Annotated in this window: 18 protein-coding genes and 1 pseudogene; 16 read left to right on the top strand and 3 right to left on the bottom strand. The window is 68.2% G+C overall.

Annotated elements, in window-relative coordinates:
- Positions 1-34: 34 nt before the first annotated feature.
- The 7 genes from FPZ11_RS11985 (at position 35) to FPZ11_RS11955 (ending at position 9,427) form a co-directional block, all read left to right on the top strand.
- The gene (locus FPZ11_RS11985; protein ID WP_146321211.1) at positions 35-2,380 is read left to right on the top strand and encodes an MMPL family transporter; all 2,346 of its coding nucleotides are present in this window, start codon (positions 35-37) and stop codon (positions 2,378-2,380) included.
- Positions 2,305-2,964 (top strand): hypothetical protein, encoded by a 660-nt coding sequence (locus tag FPZ11_RS11980; protein ID WP_146321209.1) that lies wholly within the window; start codon positions 2,305-2,307, stop codon positions 2,962-2,964. Before FPZ11_RS11985 ends, FPZ11_RS11980 begins: the two co-directional genes overlap by 76 nt.
- A gap of 1 nt (position 2,965) precedes the next feature.
- On the top strand, positions 2,966-4,738 hold the full coding sequence (locus FPZ11_RS11975) for a hypothetical protein (protein WP_146321207.1): 1,773 nt from the start codon (positions 2,966-2,968) through the stop codon (positions 4,736-4,738).
- A gap of 508 nt (positions 4,739-5,246) precedes the next feature.
- A complete protein-coding gene (dnaK, locus tag FPZ11_RS11970; RefSeq protein ID WP_146321205.1) occupies positions 5,247-7,109 on the top strand; it encodes a molecular chaperone DnaK in 1,863 nt (620 codons plus the stop codon).
- A gap of 2 nt (positions 7,110-7,111) precedes the next feature.
- Positions 7,112-7,780 carry a nucleotide exchange factor GrpE gene (locus FPZ11_RS11965; RefSeq protein ID WP_146321203.1) on the top strand — a complete coding sequence of 223 codons (669 nt, stop codon included), beginning with the start codon at positions 7,112-7,114 and terminating at the stop codon, positions 7,778-7,780.
- A 159-nt stretch (positions 7,781-7,939) separates the two neighbouring features.
- Positions 7,940-8,938, top strand: a complete 999-nt coding sequence (locus tag FPZ11_RS11960) for a DnaJ C-terminal domain-containing protein (protein ID WP_146321201.1) — start codon at positions 7,940-7,942, stop codon at positions 8,936-8,938.
- A gap of 66 nt (positions 8,939-9,004) precedes the next feature.
- Positions 9,005-9,427, top strand: a complete 423-nt coding sequence (locus FPZ11_RS11955; RefSeq protein WP_210416042.1) for a heat shock protein transcriptional repressor HspR — start codon at positions 9,005-9,007, stop codon at positions 9,425-9,427.
- A gap of 30 nt (positions 9,428-9,457) precedes the next feature.
- On the opposite strand, the gene FPZ11_RS11950 is transcribed toward FPZ11_RS11955, so the two are convergent.
- Both FPZ11_RS11950 and FPZ11_RS11945 read right to left on the bottom strand, forming a co-directional pair.
- Positions 9,458-10,591, bottom strand: a complete 1,134-nt coding sequence (locus FPZ11_RS11950; RefSeq protein ID WP_146321199.1) for a LacI family DNA-binding transcriptional regulator — start codon at positions 10,589-10,591, stop codon at positions 9,458-9,460.
- An 18-nt stretch (positions 10,592-10,609) separates the two neighbouring features.
- A complete protein-coding gene (locus FPZ11_RS11945; RefSeq protein ID WP_146321197.1) occupies positions 10,610-11,587 on the bottom strand; it encodes a hydroxyacid dehydrogenase in 978 nt (325 codons plus the stop codon).
- Positions 11,588-11,925: 338 nt separating this feature from the next.
- Here FPZ11_RS11945 and FPZ11_RS11940 point away from each other — a divergent pair, with 338 nt between their 5' ends.
- The 8 genes and pseudogenes from FPZ11_RS11940 to FPZ11_RS11905 all read left to right on the top strand — a co-directional run bounded on the left by FPZ11_RS11940 (position 11,926) and on the right by FPZ11_RS11905 (position 24,555).
- A complete protein-coding gene (locus FPZ11_RS11940; protein ID WP_146321195.1) occupies positions 11,926-13,974 on the top strand; it encodes a DUF2264 domain-containing protein in 2,049 nt (682 codons plus the stop codon).
- 9 nt (positions 13,975-13,983) lie between these two features.
- Complete coding sequence (locus FPZ11_RS11935; RefSeq protein WP_246846232.1) at positions 13,984-15,360, top strand: alpha-L-fucosidase; 1,377 nt, start codon at positions 13,984-13,986, stop codon at positions 15,358-15,360.
- Between the two features lie 63 nt (positions 15,361-15,423).
- Positions 15,424-19,389, top strand: coding sequence for an N-acetylglucosamine/diacetylchitobiose ABC transporter substrate-binding protein (gene ngcE / locus FPZ11_RS19890; protein ID WP_246846231.1), 3,966 nt, complete (start codon positions 15,424-15,426; stop codon positions 19,387-19,389).
- A gap of 369 nt (positions 19,390-19,758) precedes the next feature.
- Positions 19,759-20,803, top strand: a pseudogene (gene tdh, locus FPZ11_RS11925) (L-threonine 3-dehydrogenase).
- Complete coding sequence (locus FPZ11_RS11920; RefSeq protein ID WP_146321193.1) at positions 20,800-21,984, top strand: glycine C-acetyltransferase; 1,185 nt, start codon at positions 20,800-20,802, stop codon at positions 21,982-21,984. Before tdh ends, FPZ11_RS11920 begins: the two are co-directional and overlap by 4 nt.
- A gap of 36 nt (positions 21,985-22,020) precedes the next feature.
- Positions 22,021-22,710, top strand: coding sequence for an SGNH/GDSL hydrolase family protein (locus FPZ11_RS11915; protein ID WP_146321191.1), 690 nt, complete (start codon positions 22,021-22,023; stop codon positions 22,708-22,710).
- A gap of 72 nt (positions 22,711-22,782) precedes the next feature.
- Positions 22,783-23,055: a glutaredoxin family protein gene (locus FPZ11_RS11910; RefSeq protein WP_146321189.1), complete on the top strand. Its 273-nt coding sequence runs from the start codon at positions 22,783-22,785 to the stop codon at positions 23,053-23,055.
- A gap of 114 nt (positions 23,056-23,169) precedes the next feature.
- Complete coding sequence (locus tag FPZ11_RS11905; protein ID WP_146321187.1) at positions 23,170-24,555, top strand: LLM class flavin-dependent oxidoreductase; 1,386 nt, start codon at positions 23,170-23,172, stop codon at positions 24,553-24,555.
- A 177-nt stretch (positions 24,556-24,732) separates the two neighbouring features.
- Here the strand turns inward: FPZ11_RS11905 and FPZ11_RS11900 are convergent, their stop codons facing one another.
- On the bottom strand, positions 24,733-25,584 hold the full coding sequence (locus FPZ11_RS11900) for an NAD(P)H-binding protein (protein ID WP_146321186.1): 852 nt from the start codon (positions 25,582-25,584) through the stop codon (positions 24,733-24,735).
- Positions 25,585-25,763: 179 nt separating this feature from the next.
- Between FPZ11_RS11900 and FPZ11_RS11895 the strand changes: the two genes are divergently transcribed.
- Positions 25,764-26,144: a winged helix-turn-helix transcriptional regulator gene (locus tag FPZ11_RS11895; protein ID WP_146321183.1), complete on the top strand. Its 381-nt coding sequence runs from the start codon at positions 25,764-25,766 to the stop codon at positions 26,142-26,144.
- The last annotated feature ends 11 nt before the right edge of the window (positions 26,145-26,155 follow it).

Below are 26,155 nucleotides of genomic sequence, written 5' to 3'. Positions count from 1 at the left end.
GTTCACGGCAGGGCCAGAGGCGGGGGGCCGCGGCATGTCGTCTTTTCTCTACAGCGTCGGCCGATGGGCCTTTCGCGCCCGCCTTCTCGTCGTCGCGATCTGGCTGGTCCTCGCCGCGATCGCCGTGGCCTGCGCCGCACTCTTCGGCACCGGCACGCAGAACACCTATGCCATTCCGGGCACCGAGTCGCAGCAGGCTCTGGATGCCCTCGCCCGCACCTTCCCGCAGGTGAGCGGGGCATCCGCGCAGCTGATCGCCGTCGCTCCGAAGGGCGAGAGCGTGAAGGATGCCGCGTTCCAGTCCGCCGTCGAGGCGAGCGTGAACCGACTCGACGGCATCCCCCAGGTGTCGAGCGCGACCTCGCCGTACTCGTCGACGTCGAGCGCGAACATCAGCTCGGACGACTCCGCCGTGATCGTCCCGGTGCAGCTCACGGTGGCGCAGAGCGCCGTGCACGCGACGACCGCAGACGCGTTGCAGGCGGAAGCGCATCGACTGCAGAAAGAGCTCCCGAAGGGCTCAGAGGCCGCGATGGGCGGACAGCTCTTCTCACAGACAGCAGCGGGCATCAGCGTGACCGAGCTGCTGGGCATCCTCGTGGCGTTCATCGTGCTGGCGTTCACGTTCGTGTCGCTGCTCGCTGCGGCGATGCCGCTCATCACGGCGCTGCTGGGCGTGGCGGTCGCTTTGTCGGTCATTCTCGCGATGACGTCGGTCACCACGATCACGTCGACGACGCCGCTGCTGGCGCTCATGCTCGGGCTCGCCGTCGGGATCGACTATGCGCTGTTCATCACCTCGCGACATCAGGACCAGGTGCGCAGCGGCATCGACCCGGAGGAGTCGGCGGCACGCTCGATCGCGACGGCGGGGTCGGCGGTGGTGTTCGCGGCGGTGACGGTGATCATCGCTCTGGTCGGGCTGAGCGTGGCCGGCATTCCGTTCCTCACGACCATGGGCATCGCCTCGGCCGGTGCTGTGGCGCTCGCCGTGTTGGTGTCGACGACGCTCACGCCCGCGCTGCTCGGCTTCGTGGGCTGGCGCATCGTGCGCCGTAGGTACCGGCCGGCGAAGAGCGGGGCAGCGAAATCCGAGTCGGAGCCCGCGCCTGAGCCGGAGAGCGAGCACGAGCCGGTACTCACTGAGCGAGCGCAGCGCGTCGAAGGAGGCCAGGGAAGCGCGGAGGGCGACCCTCCGCTCGGCTCAAAGAGCGCGGCCGACGACCTCGACGACGACGCCGTCGAGGAGTCCCGTGAGGCGCAGAGGCGCGGCTTCTTCTTCGGCTGGGTGCGCGGTGCCACGAAGTGGCCGATCGTCACGGTCGTGCTGGTCGTCGCCGCGCTCGGCGCGCTCACCGTGCCCGCCGCGCACCTGCGGCTGGCGCTTCCCGACGCGGGATCGCTGCCGCACGGCGAGCCCGGCCGCGTCACCTACGATCTCATCGACGAGCACTTCGGCCCCGGATACAACGGGCCGCTGATCGTGACAGGCTCCATCATCCAGAGCACCGACCCGCAGGGCCTGATGAACGACCTCGGCGCGAGCATCGCCAGGGTGCCGGGCGTCGTCGCGGTGCCGCTCTCGACGCCGAACGAGACGGGCGACACGGGCATCGTTCAGGTCATCCCCGACGGCGCGCCCGACTCGCAGGCCACCCAGAACCTCGTCGCCCGGTTGCGCGGCATGCACGACGAATTCCAGAAGAAGTACGACGTCGACCTCTCCGTCACCGGTTACACGGCTGCCGGCATCGACGTCTCCGCCCGGCTCGGGCAGGCGCTGCTGCCCTTCGGCATCCTCGTGGTCGGACTCTCGCTCGTGCTGCTGGCGATGGTGTTCCGGTCCATCGTGGTGCCCGTCACGGCCGCGCTGGGATACCTGCTGTCGGTAGGAGCGGCGTTCGGGGTCACCAGTCTTGTCTTCGAGAACGGGGTGCTCGCGGGGCCGTTGGGCGTGGCATCCCTCGGCTCCGTCATCAGCTTCATGCCGATCATCTTGATGGGCGTGCTGTTCGGTCTCGCCATGGACTACGAGGTCTTTCTCGTCAGCCGCATGCGCGAGCACTATGTGCACCACGGCGATGCGCACGACGCGATCGAGGCGGGATTCCTCGGATCGGCACGGGTCGTGACGGCCGCGGCGATCATCATGTTCGCCGTCTTCGCCGCCTTCGTGCCCGAGGGAGATGCCTCGATCCAGCCGATCGCGCTCGGCCTCGCCGTCGGCGTCGCGATCGACGCGTTCATCGTGCGCATGACGCTCATTCCGCCGTGCTCATGCTCTTCGGCAGGTACGCCTGGTGGATGCCCCGCATCCTCGAGCGCGTGCTCCCGCACTTCGACGCGGAGGGCGAAGGCATCGCGAAGGAGCTCGAGCTGACCGACTGGCCAGAGCAGGCCGAGCGGATGGCGATCGCGGCGGACGACGTCTCCGTCGCCAGGTCAGGGCTCGACCTCGTCACGGGCTTCGCGGCTCTAGTGCCGAACGGCGGCGTGCTCGTCGTGCGCTCGGATGACGCGGCGGCCGGGGCTGCGCTCGTGGCGGCGATCTGCGGGCGCTATCCCGTGGCATCCGGAACCCTCAAGGTCGCGGGGCTCGTGCTGCCCACGCGCGCCGCGGCGGTACGCGCCCGGTCGGCGCTCGTGCCGCTGCGTGCGTCACGGTCCCCGGCCGACGACGTGCGCCGCGCCCTCGCGCCGGGGGTGGAGCTCCTCGGGCTGTGCGACCTCGACGCGGTCGGCGAGGCCCGTGAGCGCTCGGGGCTCGCGCGTGCGTTGGGCCGCGCGAGAAACGGCATCCCGCACGGCCGCGGCAAGGATGCCCCGCCGACCCCTGTCACGATCGTCGCGTCGTGCTCCCCGTCCGCCGACGTCTCCGACCTCGTGGGCGACGCCGACGTCGTCGAGGTGACGATCGACGCCCCGGTCGCCGCACCACCCGACCTGCTGGCGGGGGTGAGCTGAGATGACGGTGAAGGCGTTGTCGGCGCGAAGCGGCGCCGAGCGGTCCGGATGGGCCATGCTGATCGCGCTCGTCGTGCTGCCCATGGTGATGGGGCTGCTCCTGATGTGGGGCCTCGCGACCCCGGCTCTGCACCTCGACCGCATCAATGCCGCCATCGTCAACGACGACACCCCGGTGACGATCAACGGCAAGACCACGCCGCTCGGCAGGCAGTTCGCAGCGGCGGTGATCAGCGGCAGCGCACCGGAGAACGACATCCCGACGCAGGCCACCCGGGTAGGTTCGAACTTCACCTGGGTGCTGACCAACGACACGGATGCCGCCAGCGGGCTCGCAGACGGGCAGTACGCCGCCGTGCTGCGCATTCCGTCGTCGTTCTCCACCGACATCAGCTCGCTCTCGGGCACCGCTCAGAGTGCTGTGCAGACCCTCGTGCAGATCACGACGAGCCCGTCGGCGGCATTGCTCGACCCGGCGCTCGTGCAGGCCGTGACCGCCACGGCGACCCAGCAGCTCAACCGGCAGATCATCGACCAGTACCTGCAGGGCGTATACCAGGGCTTCAACTCGGTGCACGATCAGATCGCGCAGGCCTCCAACGGTGCGAACCAGGTGGCGAGCGGCGCGGATCAGGTGTCCAGCGGTGCACAGCAGCTGTCGTCGGGCGCGAGTTCGCTCGCCTCGGGCCTCGGCACGCTCTCGTCGAGCTCGGCGAGCCTTCCGTCGCAGACCGCCCAGCTGTCGTCCGGAGCCTCACAGGTCAGCGCGGGCAACGACGCGATCGCGAGCTCGCTCTCGAGCTCGGCGTCGTCGTTCGCCGGCGTCGTGGCGCAGATCTGCGCGCATCCCGGCACGCTCTGCGACAAGGCGACCTCGGCGCTGAAGTCGTTGCAGAGTGCGGCGACGCAGACGGCGAAACTCGCGTCGGGTGCCGATCAGGTGGCGTCTGGCGCCTCGGCGCTCTCCGCAGGGATGCCCCAGCTGGTCAACGGCATCGACCAGGCCGACAGCGGGGCGCAGTCCCTGGCGAGCGGGGCATCCAGCCTCGCCTCCGGCGCGAAGCAGGTGAGCGGCGGCGCCGACCAGCTGGCGTCCGGGCTCGGACAGGCGGTGGACAAGATTCCGTCGTACTCGGACTCGGACATCCGGGTGTTGTCGGAGGCCGCGTCGCAGCCCGTCGTGATCGACCCGCGGTCGGCGCCGTCGGGAGTCCAGGCAGCTCCGCTCTTCACGATGTTCGCGCTGTGGATCGGCGGCATCGCGCTCGCACTGGCGCGCAAGAGCGTTCCCGAGTCCCGGCTGCTCGGCAACGCGGGATCGCTCGCGCTCGCCGGACGTTCCGTCGGCATCACGGCGGTGCTCGGGGCGGTGCAGGGCGTGATCCTCTCGGCCGTCGTGCTCATCGGACTCGGGCTCAGTCCCGCAGTCTGGGCCGGCTACCTCGGCGCGTCGATCATTGCGGGGGCCGTGCTGGCCGCCGTCAACCAGGGGCTTGCGGCCGCGCTCGGTGCGTTGGGCCGCGGCCTCGCGGTGCTGATCGGATGCGTCGCGCTCGCCGTGGGCGTGGCATCCTCCGTTCCCCCCGTGCTCACGGGAATCGCGGCGGCGCTGCCGACCACGCCCGCGCTGAGCATGCTGCGCGGCGCCATCGGCGGCGATGTGTGGTTCGCACTCGGCGCAGGTGTGATCGCGCTGCTGTGGGGCATCGCCGGCTTCGCGCTCGTGATCGGAGGGGTGCTCGGCAGGCGGCGGCTGCGGGTGGCGTCCCTCTGACGCGGCCTCCGCGCTCGCCGCCGCTCGGGCAGCCTCGCGGCTGCGCGGACAGCGGTTCCCGCCTGCCATTCCGCGCGTCCCCGTTCCGCTGTCCCTTCGTGTCGCCATACCGCCCCAAGGCGACATCTTCGGACAGCGGAGTGGCGGGCGCCGCGGGCGCCGCCGGCTCGGCTGTCCCTTGAGGTCGGGTCGTCGTCGACGGAGCGACACGAAGGGACAGCGGAACCCGGCGCACGGCTCACGGCACGGGAACGCGCCACGATGCCGAACAGGGGAATAGGGACGAGGCGGACAAAGTTGACATAGGTAGGCTCAACTTTTTGAGTGTTCGGCTTGACTCTGATTCGGCGCTGACATAAGTTGAGTCTGCGAGACTCAACTTGTCCGAGCCGTGACGCTCGGGCAGTGGGGTCTCGATCCATGACTTCGGTTGCGGGCGCGACAAGGCGCCGGGCCAACTGGATGTTTCGGCAGGGAGCCGAGGCATCCGAGGAAGGAAACACAACACATGTCACGTGCAGTAGGAATCGACCTCGGAACGACCAACTCCGTCGTCGCCGTGCTCGAGGGCGGCGAGCCCGTCGTCATCGCCAACGCGGAGGGCTTCCGCACCACCCCGTCGGTGGTGGCTTTCACCAAGGACGGCGAGGTGCTCGTCGGTGAGACCGCGAAGCGCCAGGCCGTCACCAACGTCGACCGCACCATCTCCAGCGTCAAGCGCCACATGGGCACCGACTGGACCACCGAGATCGACGGCAAGAAGTACACGCCGCAGGAGATCTCGGCGCGCATTCTGCAGAAGCTCAAGCGCGATGCAGAGCAGTACCTGGGCGACACGGTGACGGATGCCGTCATCACGGTTCCCGCGTACTTCAACGACGCCGAGCGTCAGGCCACCAAGGAGGCCGGTGAGATCGCGGGCCTCAACGTGCTGCGCATCATCAACGAGCCGACCGCCGCCGCACTGGCCTACGGTCTCGACAAGGGCAAGGAAGACGAGCTCATCCTGGTCTTCGACCTCGGTGGCGGCACGTTCGACGTCTCGCTGCTCGAGGTGGGCAAGGACGACGACTTCTCCACCATCCAGGTGCGCGCGACCGCCGGCGACAACCGCCTCGGCGGCGACGACTGGGACCAGCGCGTCGTCGAGTGGCTGATCAAGAAGTTCAAGGACACCACCGGTGTGGATGTCTCCGGTGACAAGATCGCGCTGCAGCGCCTCAAGGAGGCCGCGGAGCAGGCGAAGAAGGAGCTTTCGTCGAGCATGTCGACGAGCATCCAGCTCCCCTACCTGTCGCTGACCGAGAACGGCCCGGCCAACCTCGACGAGACGCTCACCCGCGCCCAGTTCGAGCAGATGACCAGCGACCTTCTCGACCGCACCAAGAAGCCGTTCCAGGACGTCATCAAGGAGGCCGGCATCAAGGTCTCCGACATCGCGCACGTCGTGCTCGTCGGTGGTTCCACCCGCATGCCGGCCGTCTCCGAACTGGTGAAGCAGGAGACCGGTGGCAAGGAGCCCAACAAGGGCGTCAACCCCGATGAGGTCGTCGCCGTCGGCGCCGCTCTGCAGGCCGGCGTGCTGAGGGGTGAGCGCAAGGACGTTCTGCTCATCGACGTCACCCCGCTGAGCCTCGGCATCGAGACCAAGGGCGGCATCATGACCAAGCTCATCGAGCGCAACACGGCCATTCCGACCAAGCGCAGCGAGACCTTCACCACGGCAGACGACAACCAGCCGTCCGTGGCGATCCAGGTGTTCCAGGGCGAGCGCGAGTTCACCCGCGACAACAAGCCGCTCGGCACGTTCGAGCTGACCGGCATCGCGCCGGCGCCCCGCGGAATCCCGCAGATCGAGGTCACGTTCGACATCGACGCGAACGGCATCGTGCACGTGTCCGCCAAGGACAAGGGCACGGGCAAGGAGCAGTCGATGGTCATCTCCGGCGGCTCGTCGCTGCCGAAGGACGACATCGAGCGCATGGTGCGCGAGGCCGAGGAGCACGCCGCTGAGGACAAGAAGCGCCGCGAGAGCGCCGAGACCCGCAACAGTGCAGAGCAGCTCGTCTACTCGATCGAGAAGCTCATCAAGGACAACGAGGACAAGCTGCCGTCTGACGTGAAGGACGACGTGCAGGGCGACGTCGATGCCCTCAAGGGTGCTCTGGCGGGCGAGGACGACGAGGCCGTCAAGACCGCGTTCGACAAGCTGAACGCCAGCCAGCAGAAGCTGGGTGAGGCGATCTACGCCTCTGCGCAGGCCGAGGCATCCGCACCGCAGGGCGAGCAGCCCGAGGGCGAGTCCGAGTCGTCGTCGGATGACGACGTCGTGGACGCCGAGGTCGTGGACGACGAGGACGAGAAGAAGTAGTCATGGCGAAGAAAGACGAATCGAACGAACACGAGGAGCCGGTCGTTCGCGACAAGCGACGCATCGACCCCGAAACGGGAAAGGTTCGTCAGCCGGACGGCGACGCGGCGGAGTCGAAGGACTCCGCCGCCGAGGCCGGTGACCTCGAGCACGAGCAGGTGGTCGACACGGGCGAGGGCTACGAGGGACCGGACGTCGAGACCTCACTGTCCGATGCCGACCTCGACTTCCTTTCGGGCCAGTCGAGCGCCGAGGAGCTCGCCGCAGAACGGCTCGCGGACCTGCAGCGGGTGACCGCGGAGTACGCGAACTACCGCAAGCGCACCGAGGCCAACCGCGAGGTGGAGCGGGAACGCGCCGTCGCCGACACGGCGAAGGCGATCCTGCCCGTGCTCGACGATCTCGACCGTGCTGAGAAGCACGGTGACCTCGACGGAGACACTCCGTTCGCGACCATCGCGGCCAAGCTGCGCGGGGCATCCGAGAGGCTCGGGCTGCAGCCGTTCGGCGAAAAGGGCGAGCCGTTCGACCACAACGTGCACGAGGCGATCTTCCAGCAGCCGTCGGCCGACGTGACCGAGCCGACCATCATCGACGTGGTCGAGGTGGGCTACACGCTCGGCTCCACGCTGGTGCGGGCGGCCAAGGTCGTCGTCGCCGTTCCGGCGTAGCGATCCGCACATATCGTCGGTTGAGGAGCACGGCGCGGCCGAGCGTCTCGAAGCAGGGCCAGAGGATCACGACGGCTGGGTTTCGAGACGCGGCGCCTTCGGCGCTGCTCCTCAACCCGCGGTAGATGACAACAGAACACACAAGAAGGGAGGTGCCGGGTGGCCAGTCAGGACTGGTTCGACAAGGACTTCTACAAGGTGCTCGGCGTCTCCAAAGACGTTTCGCAATCCGAGCTGAAGAAGACCTACCGCAAGCTCGCACGCCAGTATCATCCGGACTCCAACCCGGGTGACGCCAAGGCCGAGGCGAAGTTCAAGGAGATCAGCGAGGCCTATTCCGTGCTGTCCGACGAGGAGCAGCGCAAGGAGTACGACCAGGTTCGCGCCATGGGCTCGGGTGCGAGGTTCACCGCTCCCGGTGGTGCGGGCAACGGCGGCTTCGAGGATGTCTTCGGCAGCATGTTCAACCAGGGCGGCCGTGGCCAGAGCTACACCTTCCAGCAGGGTGGCGGCGGCCAGTACGACGACCTGCTCGGGGGACTCTTCGGCAACGGCCGGTTCGGTCAGTCGACGGGCGGCTACCGCGGCTACGGCGGGCCGACTCCCGGACAGGACGTCTCGGCATCCACCACCATCGACTTCCAGACCGCGGTCACCGGCGAGACCGTGCACCTCACCGTCGACGGGGAGACCGTCAAGGTGCGCATCCCGGCAGGCGTGACCGACAAGCAGCGCATCCGCGTGCCGCGCAAAGGACGCCCATCGCCCGACGGCGGGGAGCGCGGTGACCTCTACCTCACGGTGACGGTGCGCAAGCACCCCGTGTTCGAGCGCGACGGGCTGCACCTGCGGGTGAACGTGCCCGTCACGTTCGCTGAGGCAACGCTCGGTGCGACCATCGAGGTGCCGACCCTGAGCGGCGACGTCGTGCGTCTCAAGGTGGCGCCCGGCACGCCGAGCGGACGCGTGCTGCGCGTGAAGGGCCGCGGCGTGGCGACCAAGAAGGGCACGGGCGATCTGCTCGCCACCGTGCAGGTGGTCGTGCCGTCGCACCTCACCAAGGCGGGCGAGGAAGCCCTCAAGGCGTTCGAGCAGACGCTGCCCGACGAGAACCCGCGCGACGAGCTGCTCGCGAAGGCGAAGGCGTCGGCGCGCTGACGCCGCGCCCGCTCGGGGCGAGCGTGCGATGAGACCATGACGACGACGAAGCGGAGGTGACCGATGATGCCGGAACTGGATGAGACGACTCCCGTCTTCGCCATCACCGCCGCCGCCGAGTTGGCCGGCATGCACCCGCAGACGTTGCGCCAGTACGACCGTCTCGGACTCGTGAGCCCGAGACGCACGGCCGGCAGGTCGCGCCGTTACTCGATGCGCGACGTCGTGCAGCTGCGCGAGGTCGCCCGCCTCGGGTCGGAGGGGGTGAGCCTCGAGGGGATCAGGCGCATCCTCGAACTCGAGAACCACGTGAGCCGTCTCACCGATCGCGTGCACGAGCTCGAGGCGGCGCTCGCCGACGAGATGCTCAACCGCCCCGGCCGGCGCGTGTTCGCCGCAGGCAGCGAGGGCGAGGTGGTGTCGTTGCGTGCGGGCACGCGCGTGCGCCGAAGCAACCAGGTCGTCGTCTGGCGGCCGCTGGGCAAGTAATCCGCCGCCTGTTCTGCGCTGGGTGTCGCGTCACGCGGTGCGCGGCGCGGCGACCGATTCGCGCACCACGACATGGGTGCCGACGACCGTTTCGTCTGCGGCGTGACGGCCGAAGGCGTCGTCGTCGGACAGGGCGAGACGCACGGCCTGCCGCCCCATCTCTTCCAGCGGCACGTGCACGGTCGTGAGCCTGGGGCTGAGCTCGAACGACTGAGGGATGTCGTCGTAGCCGACGAGCGAGACATCCTCCGGAACACGAAGGCCGGCATCCGTCAGCGCCTGCAGGGCACCGGCGGCGACCAGGTCGTTCGCGGCGAACACGGCGGTGTAGTCCAGCTCGGAAGCCAGCACCTCGCGCATCTCGCTGAGCCCGAAGCTGCGTCCGAAGGCACCTTCGCGGATGAGACTCTCGTCGGGCTGGATGCCACGAGAGCGCAAGGCTCTCCGGTAGCCGTCGAGGCGCAGCATCGTCGTCGAGAGCCCCGGCGGACCGCCGAGGTAGAGGATGCGCCGGTGGCCCTGGGAGAGCAGATACTCGGTGAGCGCGAACGCGCCTCCCTCGTTGTCGTAGCCGACCATCTTCGTCGGCACGCCCTCGCCGAGCGACGGACGGCCGCACAGCACGAGCACCGAGCCGACAGCGGCCAGCGCTCTGGCGCGCTCCGCCATCTTGCGCCGCGCCGCGGCATCCTCGTACGCTCCGCCGACCACGATCACGGCGTCGGCGCGCTGCTCGCGCAGCTGATCGATGAGGTCGAGCTCGCGCTTGGGATCCCCGTGTGCCGTGGCGACGATGCAGAGTCTCGACGCACTAGCGGCCTCCATCTCCACGCCTCTCGCGACGTAGGAGAAGAACGGGTCGACCATGTCGTTGATGATGATGCCGACCGTGCGCGTCGCAGCGCTCGCGAGTGCGCGCGCGTGCGCGTTCGCCGTGTAGCCGAGCGCTTCGACGGCATCGAGCACGCTCTCCTTGGTCGCCCTGGCAACCGGATAGTTGTCGTTGAGCACCCGGGACACGGTGGCGGTCGACACCCCTGCGCGCTCTGCGACATCGGCGATGGTGGCGTTGCGTCCGCCGGGAGCGTGGGCGCCGGAGCCGCGCGTCACCGCGGCACCCCGGGTGCGGTGGTGTCTCTCGCTGCCGTTCGAGTCATCCGACATGTCCTCATGATTCGCGACTCAGGCGATGTGTGCCAAGTCGGAGAGCCGTACCTCGTGCTCGAGGGGAAGGCCCTGTGCCACGCGTGACACTTCGGCGACGGCGAGATCGCCGAGTCGCAGCACCTCGTTTCCGAGAGCCCCGGCGATGTGGGGCGTCAGCGTGACGTTCGGCAAACCGTACAGCGGCGAGCGCTCGGGCAGCGGCTCGGGATCGGTGACGTCGAGATAGGCGTCGAGTCTGCCCGTGGCCAGCTCTGCCTCGAGCGCCGCCGTGTCGATGAGTGCGCCGCGCGCCGTGTTGATCACCACGGCACCATCGTGCAGCAACGCGAGCTGTTCGGCGCCGATCAGTCCCAGTGTGGACTCGTTCAGCGGCGCGTGCACGCTGATGACGTCGCTGCGCATGCACAGCTCGCGGAGAGTCACGCCCTGCACGCCGAGCTGTTCGGCGTCGCCATGCGAGAGGTAGGGGTCGCTCACGATCACGCTGACGTCGTAGGAACGAAGCAGACGGATGACCTCCCTGCCGACGCGAGAGGCGCCCACCAAGCCGATGGTCACGTTGTTCGCGCCGAGCCGAGGCATCCCCTCCGTGCTCCGAACGCCGTGCGTGGTGCGCAGCCGATGAGCGAAGCGGTTGGCGCGTTTGAGTCCGAACACGATGCAGGCAACGGTGAACTCGGCCACCGGGATGGCGTTCGCGGCAGCGCAGCTCGTGACAAGGATGCCGTGGTCGAACACCTCCTCCGAAAGGAAGGTCTTCACGGTTCCCGCGGCGTGCACGATCGCCTCGAGCTTCGGCGCGGACGCGATGACCGCGCCGTCGATCGTCGGCGTCTCCCAACCCGTGATCATGATCTCCGCCTCGAGGAGCGCGGCGCGAGCCTGCTGCGTGGTGAAGTCGGTGATCGGCTGTGGCCCGATCAGCTCCACCGCAGACTCGAGGCGCTTCCGAGCGGATGCCGAGAAGACATCGGCCAGGGAATCTGAGGACATCGCCAGGATGGCGGCCGGTCGCCTGCTCGTCGTCATCGTCGCGAAGTCTCTCCTCGGTCTGCCCGTGCCAGGGCTGTGGGTGAATCGTTGACGCAATAGTAATCGCTTACTACGCCGTGCGCGACATACCCGTCGCCCTGGGAACCGCCGGATGTCAGAGACCACGTCTTGTGCGGCGGAATCGTCATGAGTCTGCGTGAAAGTAGAAGACAGGTTGACAAGCTCACGGGCTCTGACTACCTTGAACGCTCGTAGCAAGCGCTTACTATTCGAACGAAGGTAAGTGCAGCGAGATACGAACAAGGACGTTGTCGGAAGGCTGCTGCGCGAGGCGCACCATGAATACCCGAATCCAGACCGAGCAAGACGAGCGCGTCGCCGTCAGGCGTCGTGGCGCGCCCTCCGCAGGCCTCGTGCTCCCGGGTGACGACTCGACGCTCTCGCCCTTCACGGGCTGGACTCGTGCGCACTGGACCGCGGTGGCCGATCACTGGCTCGACGAGGTGCGCAGCTACTCGAGCCCTGAGGGCGCCATGACACGGCTGCCAGGCAGGGTCACCGAGGACGGGGTGCGCCGCGAGTGCATGGAGACGGTCGGCCGATCCTTCTTGCTCGCGGCACCTCGTATCGCCGGCGCCGAGGATACCGCCGTCGAGTCGCATCTGGAGTGGTACTCACGTGCGCTGCTCGCCGGAACGCGACCGGACGGCAGCGAGTCGTGGCCGTCCGGCGTCGCCTGCCGGACCCCGCTGTCCGGAGTCACGAACAGCCTCGTCGAGGCGGCCAACATCTCCTTCGGGCTGTACATCACGCGGGACAAGCTGTGGGAGCGACTCTCGCGCGCCGAGCAGCGACAGCTGTCGTCATGGCTCCTGCACCACGCCAGGTTGGAGGCGTGGCAGAGCAACTGGCAGCTGTTCCCCGCGATGGCCGAGGCCTTCCTGCGGTCGGTGGGTGAAGACGTCAGCGGCACGACCGGCACCCGCAACGTGGCTCGCGTCGAGTCCTGGTATCTCGGCGACGGATGGTACACCGACGGCCCGGAGCGGTCCATCGACTACTACAACGCCTGGGCCATCCACCCGTATCTCTGGGCGTGGTACCGCATGACGGAGCAGACGCAGACGGCGGAGGGCGAGCGTCACCTGGAACGACTCGCGCAGTTCGTCTCGTCGTTCGCGCGTTTCGTCGCTCCCGACGGATCCGTTCTGCACATCGGCCGGTCGCTCACGTACCGCACCGCGGTGCTCGCCGCACTGTGGTGTGCCGAGATCTCCGACGTCAATCCGCTTTCGCACGGGGCGACCAGGCGGCTGGCGTCAGGGGTGCTCGCGCGCTTCACGAAGAAGGGCGTCGGCGTCGAAGGCCCGTTGAGCCTGGGGTGGTACGCGCCTTTCGAGCCCATGTGTCAGGCGTACAGCGGATTCGGGTCGCCGTACCTGGCGGGCATCGGGTTCCTCGGACTCGCTCTGCCAGGCGACGCTCCGCTCTGGACGGCGCAGGAGGAAGCAAAGCCCACAGAAACCGGGCCGGCGGCGGCTGCGGCGTTCGTCGAGGGGATGCCGTCGACGGGCTGGGTGCTCGCCTCTCCCGCTGACGGGGTGGTGCGCCTGATCAACCACGGCTCGGACCACACGTGGATCCCCGTCGGCGACGACGTGGATGCCGACGACCCGCACTACGCGAAATTCGCCTACAGCACCCACACCGCACCCGGAACCGGCGGGGCGTGGGTCGACGACGTCGACTCGCACATCGCTCTGCTCGACGACGACGGCAACGCAAGCCGGCGCTCAGCGTTGCGCGGCAGTCGCGTGGAAGGCGAGATCGCCGGCTCGGTGCACCTGCCTCAGCTCAACAGGTCGCTGTTGCCTGGCTGCGCGATCACGACCGTCTCGTTCGTGCACGACGAGTTGGAGGTGCGCGCGCATCTCGTCGAGGCGCCGAGCAATCGGCGTGTGCGCGAGGGCGGGTTCGCCGTGGCGGATGCCGCACCGCCCGTCTCGGGGGTTGGCTCCGACCATGCATGGGCGCGCGGAGAAGCCGGCATCATGGCGGCGTGCATCGGTCTGCACGGCTGGAGCGAGGCATCCGTCTTCCGCTACGACGGGGCGAACGCGATGGCCGACCACTCCGCGACACCGGCCCTTTTCGGGCGATGCCGGCCGGGGCTGAGCGTCTTCGTCGCGCTTCACGCGCTCACGCGAAGCAATGCGTCGTCTTCGTTCGGCGAGGATGACGTCGCGCGCTGGCGCGACAGTGTCGACGTGCACGTGGACGGCACGAGGGTGACGGTCCTCTGGGAAGGCGGCTCGCCGATCGACTGCGATCTCGCGACGTTCGTGCCGTGGGATCACCACACGGGCCCGAAGGCGGCGAACCTCTGATGGCGTGCCATGGCTGAGGCGATTCCGCTGATGTACGGCGCGCAGAGCGAGGGGCGCCGCGACGACGAGACGATGCGCCGGTTTCGGCACGACAGGTTCGGGCAGTTCATCCACTGGGGTCTGTACTCGATTCCCGCCGGCTCGTGGAACGGCGTGACCTATGACTACGCAGCCGAGTTCCTTCCGCAATCCGCGGGAATCGGACCGGCGCGTTGGGCCGGTCTCGTCGATGACTTCGCCGCACCGGAGTTCGATCCCGAGGCCTGGGCGAGCCTCGCCGCCGATCTCGGCGCGCGATACGTGACGGTCACCGCCAAGCATCACGACGGCTTCTGCCTGTGGCCGAGCTCCCTGACCGACTTCACCGTCGCCGCAACGCCAAGGGGACGTGACGTGATCGGCGAGCTCGTGCACGCCTACACCGCGCGTGGCATCGCCGTACACCTCTACTACTCGGTGCTCGACTGGCACCACCCGGACTGGCGCTACGCGATCTCGTCGTCGCAGGACGAGGAGGCGTTCGACCGCTATCTGAGCTATGCGGGCGAGCAGCTCCGCGAGCTCGCCACGCGTTACCCGAACGTTCGCGGCTTCTGGTTCGACGGCACGTGGGACGAGTCGGTGAAGGCGAACGGTCGTTGGAGCTGGGAGATCGAGTGCATGCTGAAACGGCTCATCCCCGGAGCCATCGTGAACAGCAGGCTCCGCGCCGACGAGCACGGCGCGCGGCACCGCGACTCCAACGGCGCGCTGATGGGCGACTACTTCAGCGGCTTCGAGCGGCGACTGCCCGACCCCTGGGATCGCACGGTGACCGCAGAGGACTGGGAGGCGTGCGTCACGATCCCGCAGAACTCGTGGGGGTACCACGCCGGTGCGGAGGTGGCGCGCACGCACAAGCATCCGCTCGAGCTCCTCGAGCAGCTCGTGCAGGCGGTGAGCCTCGGCGGCAATCTGCTGCTGAACTTCGGCCCGCGCGGCGACGGTTCGTTCGCCCCGTTCGAGAAGGATGTCGTGCACACCCTCGGCGCATGGCTCGAGACCAATGGGGCGTGCATCTACGGCTGCGGTCCAGCCGACGGCTGGGACTACCCGGGCTGGGGGTACTACACGGCCGACGCCGAGACGGGGGCGGTCTACGCGGTGGTCACGCGCATCCCCGTGTCCGGTGCGATCGCGCTGCAGCTGCCGGAGCGCACCCGCGTGCGGAACGCCACCGCTGTCGCGACGGGGCGGCCGGTTCCCTTCGCCGTGCGCGACGACCGCACGGTGCGCTTCGAGGTGGACCGCGCATCCGTCATCCCTCTGGCGTTCGCGCTCGAGGTGGAGCAGCGCGACGACACGGCGGAGCAGCCAGAGGTCAATCCCGATCTGGCGGGGATCTGAGCATCCAGGGCCACGTCGAATCACACAACGCAGAACCGATCAACGAAGAAAGGTCAGACTTCCATGCACCTCCCCGACACCCCCACATCGTCGCGGCGACGCAGACGCGCTTCGATCGCGGTCGCGTTCGCGGGCGCGGTGGCGCTCGCCGTCGTGCCGACCGCCGGAAGCTTCGCCGCCGACAGCACCCCCGCTGGACCGCCCGCCTACACCGCAGTGTCTTCGGCGACGGTGTCGGGGACGCTCACGTCGGATATCGCGGGCTCCGCGTTCGTGGGCAAGGACGGCCAGTTCCACTGGACGACGGCCGACACCCCGTATTCCCCGAACAGCGGCTGGGCGAAGACGTTCACGAACGACGATTTCGGTGCCGTGGCAGCTGGGCTCGCCGATGGATCCACGAAGACGGCGACCGCCGATGCGCACTACGAGGACCCCGGCAGCATCTGCTACCAGGTGGACAAGTCGGCTGCGCATCCCATCCCGTCTCCGCAGGAGGACGACCACTGCGACGTGATCGGCGTCTGGGTCGATCCGTCCAACGGTGAGTGGTACGCCGTGCTCAACGACGAGTTCCAGTTCGACCCGTGGCTCACCAAGGGGGCGGATGCCACGGTCGACGAGAAGATCAGCACCGGTCTGCACAACGATCGCATCCTTCTCGCCACCTCGAAGGACGCCGGTGCCAGCTGGCAGTACCAGGGTCCCGTGCTCACCTCGGCGTGGGACGACAACGACGCGTCCGGAAACGGCATCGTCGACGCGACCTCGTCGCCGGGCACGACGTATCCGTTCGGTGACTCGGGCTGCCGGCTCTTCGTCGACTACTCGACCGGGTACTTCTACATCACCTACAACGTGAAGGTCTATCAGAAGCCGGCCGCCAGCACCGTGGCCAGCTGGACCGAGATGGCCAGGGCTCCGATGAGCGGCAAGATGGCGCCGGGAACATGGCAGAAGTACGACGACGGAGCCTGGGACCAGCCAGGAGTCGGCGGCATCGACGGCAGCGTGGGCGGCCCCGCCGGCATGAGCATGTCGTACGACCCGGCGAAGGATGTCGTCTCGTACTCGGGCAAGGATGCAGCGGGCAAGAGCGTGGATGTGCACGCGTACACCGTGGCGAGCGATCACCTTCTGACCTTCAGCGATGCCGACGGCAACACCTACACGGCCAACACCTTCGCGCACACGATCGTCAACGCCGCGGGCGCTGCGGTGTCGTCGGTGGACTACACCGATCCGGTGACCGGTGAGAGCGTCGACGTCGTCGCCAAGAACGATGTCTACACGAACGGCGTGAAGACGTTCACCGGCGGGATCTACGTGACCTGGACGAACCCGAGCTCCGGTCAGCAGACGGTGCAGCAGATCATCACGGGAACGTCGTACTGGAAGGATGCCGACTCCGGTCTGCTCTTCCACCTGCCGATGGGCAACAACGAGTCGGCCGTCAGCTACGACGCCTACTCCGAGACGTACCGGATCGTCGGCTACGACGGCAACGTCTACGAGACGCAGGACCTGGGCGACCCTTCGTCGTGGCAGGTGGTCGGCACCATGCCCGCCGGCTCGTTCGGCGGCTACCTGACCACCCTGGATGACGGCAGCCTCACGAACCAGAACGTCACGGGGGCATCGTTCCTGACCGTCTCGGACCTCAGCGGTCTCGTGAGCAGGATCGCCATGCCTGCGGCGTCCGGACAGCAGGACCTCAGCGTTCAGCGCGTTCCCGAGGACGTTGCCGGAGCCGCCGTGAACGGCTCGACGCCCTACACCGTCGCGATCGGCGGCACCACTCTCGGCGCGAAGGGCGGGTCCGACACCTCGACGCAGTGGAAGCTCGTGCCGGTCTCCGACCAGGCGACCTCGGGCGCGAGCGGCTTCTACCGGCTGGAGAACGCCACAGACGGCAGCTATCTGCAGGTGAGCGGAAGCACTCCTGCCGCACAGCGAGCCATGGGCGCCGAGGCTTCCGACGGCGCAAAGCTCCCCGACCCCGATCCGTCGGGAAATGGCGGAGTCGGCACCCCCGGCGGAAGTGACGAGTGGTACGTGCAGGTCGTTGCGCCGAACTCGGCGGCGAACGCGAGCGCCGCGGGTGCGAAGCGTGCCGTGGCGAAGGCGGCCGCGGCATCCACGAGTCCGACGTCACTGGCGGGCTCGACGACCTATCGTCTGGTCAATCGCAACAGCGGTCTCGCTCTCGACTACGAGAACGGCGCGTTCCGACTCGCACAGCAGAACCCGGGTGACGCCGCTCAGTACGTGACCTTCGACACCAAGCCCGCCCAGGGTTCCGGCGATCAGGGTTCCGGCGGTCAAGGCTCCGGTGACCAGGGGGGCCAGGGCTCCGGCAGTCAGGGCTCCGGATCGCACGGCGGCCACGCGGCCGATCCCGCAGATCCGACGGCCGACGACTCGGCGCTGGCGCACACCGGATCGGACGTGCTCTGGCCCGCCCTCGGTGCGTTGGTCGTGCTGGGCGCCGGGGAGGCATCCTCGCCGCACGACGGACGCGTCGCACGCAATGACCGACAACCCGACACGCCGCCGACGAATTCAGGTCGCGGCAGCACCCACCGAACACCTCGACCGCTTCCACGGAGCTGGAGCACCGATGAGAAAGGCAACACAGTCATGACACAACAACAGAAGCCGACGATCGTTCGGCGCGACTTCTTGCGCGGAGCGCTCGCGCTGGGCGTTCTCGCACCCGTCGGCGTCGCGCTGGCATCGTGCTCCTCCCCTGCGGACGGCAGCAGCAGCACATCAGGGACGAAGTCGGCCTCGAACCCGTTCGGTCTCAAAGACGACAGCGCCATCGAGGTGTACATGTTCAACGGTGGCTACGGCTACGACTGGGCGACGTACGCCGCGAACGAGGTGAAGAAGCGGTTCAAGGGCGTCACCACGACAGTCACCCCCACGACCGACATCGGCAAGGCGCTGCAGCCGCGCTTCGTGGCGGGCAACCCGCCGGACCTGGTCTGCAACGCCGGCGGTGACCAGATCCCGTTCGTCTCGATCCTGAGCGAGCTCGAAGAGCTGGACAGCATGTTCGACATCCACAACTACGAGGGCAAGCGCATCGGCGACGCCATCTACCCGGGCGTGAAGAATGCGGGCACGTACAACGACAAGTTCGTCGCGTTCAACTACGTGCTCACGATCTACGGACTGTGGTACTCGGCCAGCTTGTTCGACAGCGAGGGCTGGGAGCCGCCGAAGACCTGGGACGACACCCTCGCGCTCGGCGCCAAGGCCAAGAAGAAGGGCAAGTACCTCTTCACCTTCGGCAAGGAATCCGCCTCGTACTACCAGACGCTGGCGATCAACTCGGCGGTCAAGCAGGGTGGGACGGGCATCATCGACAAGCTCAACAAGGGAGACTCCAGCGCCTGGGACGACGACGCCATGCAGGGCGTGTTCGCAGCGCTCGAGAAGGCGGTCAAGGAGGGCTACTTCATTCCGGGCGGCTCGGGAACCCAGTTCACGGCCGCGCAGGCCAAGTGGAGCAATGACGAGCAGGCCATCCTGTACCCCTCGGGCAGCTGGATCCAGAACGAGATGAAGAACGCCACCAAGGACGGCTTCAAGATGACCGCGGCGCCGGAGCCGGTTCTCGACTCGAGCTCGAAGATGCCCTACGCCGCGGTGCGCAGCTCGGCGGGTGAGCCGTTCACGGTTCCGCTGAAGGGCAAGAATCCCGCTGGTGCGAAGGAGGTGCTGCGCGCGTTGCTGTCGAAGGATGCCGCCGCCAACTTCTCCAAGACCCGTCTCGCGCCCACCGTCGTCAAGGGCAGCGTGCCCGCAGGAGGCTACGGCTCGACGGCGCTCCAGTCCGTGACGAAGATGATCGACGCAGCGGGCAAGAACGTGTTCGACTACAACTTCGATGCGAAGTACGGTCTCGGCTCGGACGAGCTCGTGGCGTGGAACGGCTTCCTCTCGGGCCAGAACGACGCGGCGTCTCTCACCAAGCAGCTCAAGACGCTGCTGGACAACGCGGCGAAGAGCTCATCGTGAGCGCACCCTCCCAGCGCTGCTGACCGCAGGACCGCCGGAGCATTCCGGCCGACACCGTGCCGCCGAGCCATCATCGAAACCGCTGCAATCGTGCGATGGCCCGGCGGCACAGTCGTCGTTCGGCATGTGCGACCTCTCCGAACTCGTGCGGGTGATCCTCACGGAGTTCCGCGGTGTCGGGTCGGCTGACCGTCGTAACACTCACGGTTCATGAAGCCGATGACGCGCGCGCTCGCGCCTTCGCGGTGCAGAATTTCGCTGGTGGTGCTCGACGGAACATGTCGCGGCCACCGACGAGCCGACGCGGGACTCACGTTCTGCATCGGACCTCGGGACGATTCGAACCAACAGATCGGAGAGTCTTTCGACATGAAGGCACTGTTCAAACCCGACCGCGGCCCAGGACTGGAGCTCGTGGATCGGCCCGACCCCGTGGCGGGTCCCGACGAGGTGACCATCCGCGTGCTGCGCACGGGGATCTGCGGCACCGACCTGCACATTCTGCGCTGGGACGACTGGGCGGCATCCGCCGTCGACGCTCCCCCTCATTCCCGGCCACGAGTTCTTCGGCGAGGTGGTCGAGGTCGGCCCGCTCGTGCACGACGTGCAGGTGGGCGACAAGGTCTCCGGCGAGGGGCACATCGTGTGCGGCATGTGCCGCAACTGCCGTGCGGGCCGGCGTCAGATGTGCATCCGCACCAGGGGGCTCGGCGTGCAGCGCGACGGCGCGTTCGCCGAATACCTCACGCTGCCCGGCACGAACGTGTGGGTGCACCACTCGTCGATCGAGCCAGAGGTGGGTGCCATCTTCGACCCGCTCGGCAACGCGGTGCACACGGCGCTCGCGTTCCCGGTGGTCGGCGAAGACGTGCTCGTGACAGGCTGCGGTCCGATCGGTCTGATGGCCATCGCCGTCGCACGGCACGTCGGTGCGCGGTTCATCGTGGGCACCGACGTGAGCGAGCCCCGTCTCGAGCTGGCCGGGCGGATGGGCGCCGATTACACGGTGGATGTCTCGTCCACCCCGATCGCGCAGGCGCAGGCCGCGCTCGGCATGCGTGAGGGCTTCGACGTGGGGTTCGAGATGAGCGGAGCGCCGACCGCGCTGCCGCAGATGATCGAGAACATGAACCACGGCGGCCGCATCGCGATGCTCGGGCTGCCGTCGGCCCCGTTCTCGATCGACTGGGGCAAGGTCGTCACGCACATGCTCACCCTCAAGGGCATCTACGGTCGCGAGATGTTCGAGACCTGGAACGCGATGGGCGCCATGCTGCAGACCAGCGAGGTGCTGCGGGATGCGATCGCCTCCGTCATCTCCGAGCGCTTCCCTGCCCGCGAATGGGAGCGCGGATTCGCCGCTGCCGCAGCCGGCGGCACGGGAAAGATCATCCTGGATTGGACGCAGCTATGACGTACGGCGCTTACCGGCAGCACGCGGCGAAGGAACTGGCCGAGATCGAGGCGGCGGGGCTCACGAAGCGGGAACGAGGCATCCTCGGACCGCAGCAGACCGCGATCGTCGCGGACGGCACCGAGGTGCTCAACTTCTGCGCCAACAACTATCTCGGGCTCGCCGACGACCCGCGGCTCGTCGCCGCCGCGACGAACGCGCTCGACGAGTGGGGCTACGGCATGGCCAGCGTGCGGTTCATCTGCGGCACGCAGGAGCAGCATCTCGAGCTCGAGCGCCGCGTGTCGAGGTTTCTCGGCACCGAAGCGACGATCCTCTTCTCCTCGTGCTTCGACGCCAACGGCGGCGTCTTCGAGACGCTCTTCGGGGTAGAGGATGCCATCATCTCCGACGAGCTGAACCACGCGTCGATCATCGACGGCATCCGGCTCTCGAAGGCACGTCGGCTGCGGTACAAGAACCGCGACATGGCCGACCTCGAGGCCCGACTCGTCGAGGCGGCCGACGCTCGGTTCCGCGTGATCGTCACCGACGGGGTGTTCTCGATGGACGGCTACATCGCCCCGCTGCGGGAGATCTGCGACCTCGCCGACAAGCACGACGCGCTGGTCTTCGTCGACGACTCGCACGCCGTCGGGTTCATCGGCGAGCACGGTCGCGGCACACCAGAGCTCTGCGGGGTCGAGGGTCGGGTGGACATCTACACCGGAACGTTCGGCAAGGCGCTGGGCGGGGCATCCGGCGGCTACGTCTCCTCGCACCGGGAGATCGTCGACCTGCTGCGCCAGCGGGCGCGGCCCTACCTGTTCTCCAACACGTTGGCTCCCTCGATCGTGGCGGGCACGCTCGCCGCGCTCGACCTGCTCGAGCAGTCGGGCGAACTGCGGCAGAGGCTGCGCGGCAACGCGGAGCTGTTCCGCCGGTTGATGACGCAGGAGGGGTTCGAGTTGCTGCCCGGCGAACATCCGATCGTGCCCGTGATGTTCGGGGATGCCGCGCTCACCGCCCGCATCGCCGACGAGATGCAGAGGCGCGGCATCTACGTCACCGCCTTCAGCTTTCCCGTGGTGCCGCGCGGCCGTGCGCGCATCCGCGTGCAGCTGTCGGCGGCGCACACGCACGAGCAGATCGAGCGGTGCGTGCGGGCGTTCGCGGAGTCCAGAGACGCCGTCGCCGCGTAGCCGCGGAGCTCGGGTCCGCGCGGGTATCGTCGCGACATGAGTCGCTTGCGTTTCGCGCTGGTCTGCCTCTGCGTCGCCGGAGCCGCAGTGGTCGGCGGTCTCGTGGCGTGCGGGCTGGGCTCGGTCACGTCGGCGAAGGGCGCGACCCCGTCGCCGACGGAAGGCGCGTCTTCGATGCGCACCGTCGTGGCCATCGGCGACTCCATCATGGACGGCCATGGTCTCGACCCGTCTCAGGCGTGGCCCGTGCAGCTCGCCGGCTACAACGGTTGGCGCATGATCAACCTGGCCACCGACGGGGCGGGCTTCGTCAGCGTCGGCGACAACGGCACGATCTTCGCCGATCAGGTCGACGAGGCGGTGCAGCTCGACCCCCAGTCGGTCATCCTCGCCGGCAGCAGCAACGACCTCGGCGAGTCGGAGTCCGCCATCGAGAAATCCATGGTGAGTGCGATGGACACGCTGCACTCCAAGCTGCCGCACACCACGATCATCGCGGTGAGCCCGGTGTGGAACGAGAAGCAGCAGCCGAGCCAGCTCGACCTCATCGACGACGACCTGGCGTCGGCCGTGAAGGCCGTCGGCGGCCACTACATCGAGATCGGCCAGCCGTTGCTGAACAAGCCGGGAATGATGCAGGGCGACGACGTGCATCCGACAGCGGCGGGCCAGCTCGTCATCGCGGCGGCCGTGCAGGAGGGGCTGCGCAAGCAGCATCTCGTGTGAGTCGCGGCCTGCCGCACTGAAGACGAGGATGCCGGTCGGCGCGTGCCCAGGCATCCGCCGTACCCTTGAGGCATGCCCGAGAACCTCACCGAAGCCCCCGTCGACCGCGTCACCATGTACGGCGCAGCCTGGTGCGGTGACTGCCGACGCTCGAAGGCGCTGCTCGACCGGGTCGGCGCCGACTACGAGTACATCGACCTGGAGGCCGTGCCGGAGGCAGCAGACCGCGCGCACGCGATCAGCGGTCGCACCAACATCCCGGTGGTCGTGTTTCCCGACGGCACGCACTTCGTGGAGCCCACCGACGTGGAGCTGCAGGGCAAGCTCGACGCGCTGGGCGCGTAGCGGCCGCTCCCCTCTCTGCTCGCGGGCGCGCCGCTGGTAGCGACGAAGCGCGGACTGTGACGCAATGTTGCGGCGCGTGTCCGGGCATCCTCTCTCCTCGGTGAGCATGGACGCATGCCACGACAGATCCGCTTCAACGCGTTCGACATGAACTGCGTCGCTCACCAGACGTCCGGGCTGTGGAAGCATCCCGCCGACCGCGCCGACCAGTACAAGACCCTCGAGTACTGGACGGAGCTCGCCAGGCTGCTCGAGCGCGGCCGCTTCGACGGCATCTTCATCGCCGACGTGCTCGGCACCTACGACGTGTACGGCGGCAGCAACGAGGCCGCCATCCGCAACGGAGCGCAGGTGCCGGTGAACGACCCGCTGCTCGTCATCCCCGCGATGGCGTACGTGACCGAGAACCTCGGGTTCGGGGTGACGGCGGGAACGGCGTACGAGCATCCCTATCCCTTCGCACGTCGCATGTCGACCCTCGACCACCTCACCAGGGGTCGCATCGGCTGGAACGTCGTCACCGGCTATCTGCCGTCGGCCGCGCGCAACATGGGCGCGGAAGACCAGATGGAGCACGACGACCGCTACGACTACGCCGACGAGTACCTCGAGGTGCTCTACAAGCTGTGGGAAGGCTCGTGGGAAGACGACGCCGTGGTCAAGGACGTCGAGAACGGGGTCTTCACCGACCCGGCGAAGGTGCACGAGATCGGCCACAAGGGCAAGCACTTCAGCGTGCCCGGCATTCACATCGCCGAGCCGTCGCCGCAGCGCACGCCCGTCATCTACCAGGCGGGGGCATCCTCCCGCGGCGTCAAGTTCGCCGCCGAGAACGCCGAGGCCATCTTCATCGCGGGGCCGACCAAGGAGATCGTGGCATCCACGGTCACGAAGATCCGAGATGCCCTGGAGGCCGCCGGTCGCGATCGTTACGCCGCGAAGATCTACACCCTGCTCACGCTCATCACCGATGAGACCGATGAGAAGGCCGAGGCCAAGTACGAGGAGTACCTGAGCTACGCCAGCGAGGAGGGCGCGCTCGTCTTCATGAGCGGCTGGATGGGCATCGACCTGTCGCAGTATGCGCTCGACGAGCCGATCGGCAACGTGAAGTCGAACGCCATCCAGTCGGTGGTCGCGAGCTTCCAGGAGAACAACGAAGACGGCCGCGAGTGGACGGTCGGCGACATCGCCAGGCACAGCGCCATCGGCGGCCTCGGACCGTTCGTGGTGGGCTCGGGCGAGACCATCGCCGACACGCTGCAGCAGTGGGTGGAGGAGACCGACGTCGACGGCTTCAACCTCGCCTACGTGATCACGCCCGGCACCTTCGAGGACATCGTGGAGCACGTCATCCCCGTGTTGCAGGAGCGTGGCGCCTACCCCACCGAGTACGCGGACGGCACGTTGCGCAACAAGCTGCACGGTGCCGGCGACAAGCTGCCGGAGGACCACCGCGGCGCGGGGTACCGCGTAGGGGTCTCCGCGGCCACGGCCTGACGCCCGTCGGATTCACCGCAGCCGCACCGATCGCCCCGTTTTCCCCCGTGGAAGGCGGGGCGATCCGCGTGCGGAGCTCGTCGGCGTTCGACTCTCATCGCCTTTGACGGCGAAGGAGGCGATCGGGGCGCCCCGTGCCGCGCGCCGATGGTCTGCAACCCCGCGAGTTCGCGCTGCTCACGCCTTCGCGAGCTCGGGAGCGAACGCTCCGGCATTCCGCGTCGCCCAGTCGGCGAAGGATGTCGCGGGCCGGCCGAGCAGTCGGCGCACGTCGGGCGACGGCGTCCGCTCCGACTCCGTCGGATCACCGAGGATGCCGAGAGTCGCCTCCGCGACCGCGGCCGGCATCACGGCGCTCAGCGTGCGCAACGCGTCGTCATGACTCAGCTCGGCGAAGTCGAGTGAGCGGCCGATGGCCTTCGCGATGGCGTCGGTCTGCTCGCGCGGGGTGACGGCGGCCGGTCCGGTCAGCTCGTAGATCTCCCCGACGCGGTCACCCGGTGAGGCGAGCACGGCGGCCGCCGATTCGGCGATGTCGAGCGGGTCGATGACGGGCAGCGCCACGTCGCCGAACGGGGCGAAGACTGCGCCGTTCCTGCGCACGCTTTCCGCCCAGCCGAATGCGTTCGACGCGAAGCCGGAGGGTCGCAGGATCGTCCAGCCGGCGCCGGACTCTCGCACGGCGGACTCGTAGGCGGCGGCGGTCGCGTACGCATCCGGTCGGGTCCCCGCGCCCTGTGAGGAGAGCAGCACGAAGTGCCGCACTCCCGTCGCGACGGCCTTCGCGACCAGCTCGTCGGGGTGCGATCCGGTGGCGAGCAGGAAAACGGCATCCGCGCCGGCCACGGCTCGAGCGAAGCCCTCGACGTCGTCGAGGTCCGCGGTGCGGGTGCGGTACCCCGCGCTCTCGGCCGGTGCGGAGCCGATGCCGCGCGCGAGCCCGACGACATCGTGACCTGCGGCGGACAGCTCGGCGGCGAGTGCTGAGCCGACCTGCCCGGTTGCTCCGGTGACGGCGATGGTGTTCATGGGGTTCCTTCCGATCGGCTGCACAGCCCGCTCGAACGACGTGCGGTCGGGTCTTGGCCGGCCGCGCGGGGCGATGGGTCAGCGCGTGGTGTGATCGCGAAGTTAGCATCGTGGATACACTAGGTACCTAGAAGATAGTGACTATCAGACGGGTATCCGTCGGCGAAAGGATGTGCATCATGGCGCGTGTCGCGCAGCATCCCGAAGCGGCGCCGTGTCCGATCGCGCCGGTGGTCGACCTCGTGTTCAGCCGCTGGACGACACCCATTCTGTGGACGCTCAACGAGTTCGGCCTGCAGCGGTTCGTGGAGCTGGAGCGGCTGCTCGGCGGCATCACGTCGAAGGTCCTCGCACAGCGCCTTCGGCAGCTCGAGCGCGATGGGCTGGTCCATCGCACGTACCACCCCGAGGTTCCGCCGCGTGTCGAGTACGAGATCACGGAGCTCGGCCGCAGCCTCGCCCCGGTGTTCTCGGCCCTCACCGTGTGGTCGGAGGGGCATCTCGGCCAGGTCGACATCGCCCGCGGAGTGTATGACGCCGCGGGCAAGCCGCGTCCGTGACCACGTCGCGT

Source organism: Humibacter ginsenosidimutans, from assembly GCF_007859675.1.
Taxonomy (GTDB): Bacteria; Actinomycetota; Actinomycetes; order Actinomycetales; family Microbacteriaceae; genus Humibacter; species Humibacter ginsenosidimutans.
Note: the sequence above shows the minus strand (reverse complement) of the source record. Positions and strands in the feature narration are given on the sequence as shown.

Coding starts and splice junctions, on each gene's coding strand:
- FPZ11_RS11945 (WP_146321197.1), bottom strand. CDS start 11,587: ATGTCCTCAGATTCCCTGGCCGATGTCTTCTCGGCATCCGCTCGGAAG.
- FPZ11_RS11965 (WP_146321203.1), top strand. CDS start 7,112: ATGGCGAAGAAAGACGAATCGAACGAACACGAGGAGCCGGTCGTTCGC.
- ngcE (WP_246846231.1), top strand. CDS start 15,424: ATGCACCTCCCCGACACCCCCACATCGTCGCGGCGACGCAGACGCGCT.
- FPZ11_RS11975 (WP_146321207.1), top strand. CDS start 2,966: ATGACGGTGAAGGCGTTGTCGGCGCGAAGCGGCGCCGAGCGGTCCGGA.
- FPZ11_RS11950 (WP_146321199.1), bottom strand. CDS start 10,591: ATGTCGGATGACTCGAACGGCAGCGAGAGACACCACCGCACCCGGGGT.
- FPZ11_RS11940 (WP_146321195.1), top strand. CDS start 11,926: ATGAATACCCGAATCCAGACCGAGCAAGACGAGCGCGTCGCCGTCAGG.
- FPZ11_RS11980 (WP_146321209.1), top strand. CDS start 2,305: ATGCCCCGCATCCTCGAGCGCGTGCTCCCGCACTTCGACGCGGAGGGC.
- FPZ11_RS11955 (WP_210416042.1), top strand. CDS start 9,005: ATGCCGGAACTGGATGAGACGACTCCCGTCTTCGCCATCACCGCCGCC.
- FPZ11_RS11900 (WP_146321186.1), bottom strand. CDS start 25,584: ATGAACACCATCGCCGTCACCGGAGCAACCGGGCAGGTCGGCTCAGCA.
- FPZ11_RS11915 (WP_146321191.1), top strand. CDS start 22,021: ATGAGTCGCTTGCGTTTCGCGCTGGTCTGCCTCTGCGTCGCCGGAGCC.
- FPZ11_RS11905 (WP_146321187.1), top strand. CDS start 23,170: ATGCCACGACAGATCCGCTTCAACGCGTTCGACATGAACTGCGTCGCT.
- FPZ11_RS11935 (WP_246846232.1), top strand. CDS start 13,984: ATGGCTGAGGCGATTCCGCTGATGTACGGCGCGCAGAGCGAGGGGCGC.
- FPZ11_RS11895 (WP_146321183.1), top strand. CDS start 25,764: ATGGCGCGTGTCGCGCAGCATCCCGAAGCGGCGCCGTGTCCGATCGCG.
- dnaK (WP_146321205.1), top strand. CDS start 5,247: ATGTCACGTGCAGTAGGAATCGACCTCGGAACGACCAACTCCGTCGTC.
- FPZ11_RS11910 (WP_146321189.1), top strand. CDS start 22,783: ATGCCCGAGAACCTCACCGAAGCCCCCGTCGACCGCGTCACCATGTAC.
- FPZ11_RS11920 (WP_146321193.1), top strand. CDS start 20,800: ATGACGTACGGCGCTTACCGGCAGCACGCGGCGAAGGAACTGGCCGAG.
- FPZ11_RS11985 (WP_146321211.1), top strand. CDS start 35: ATGTCGTCTTTTCTCTACAGCGTCGGCCGATGGGCCTTTCGCGCCCGC.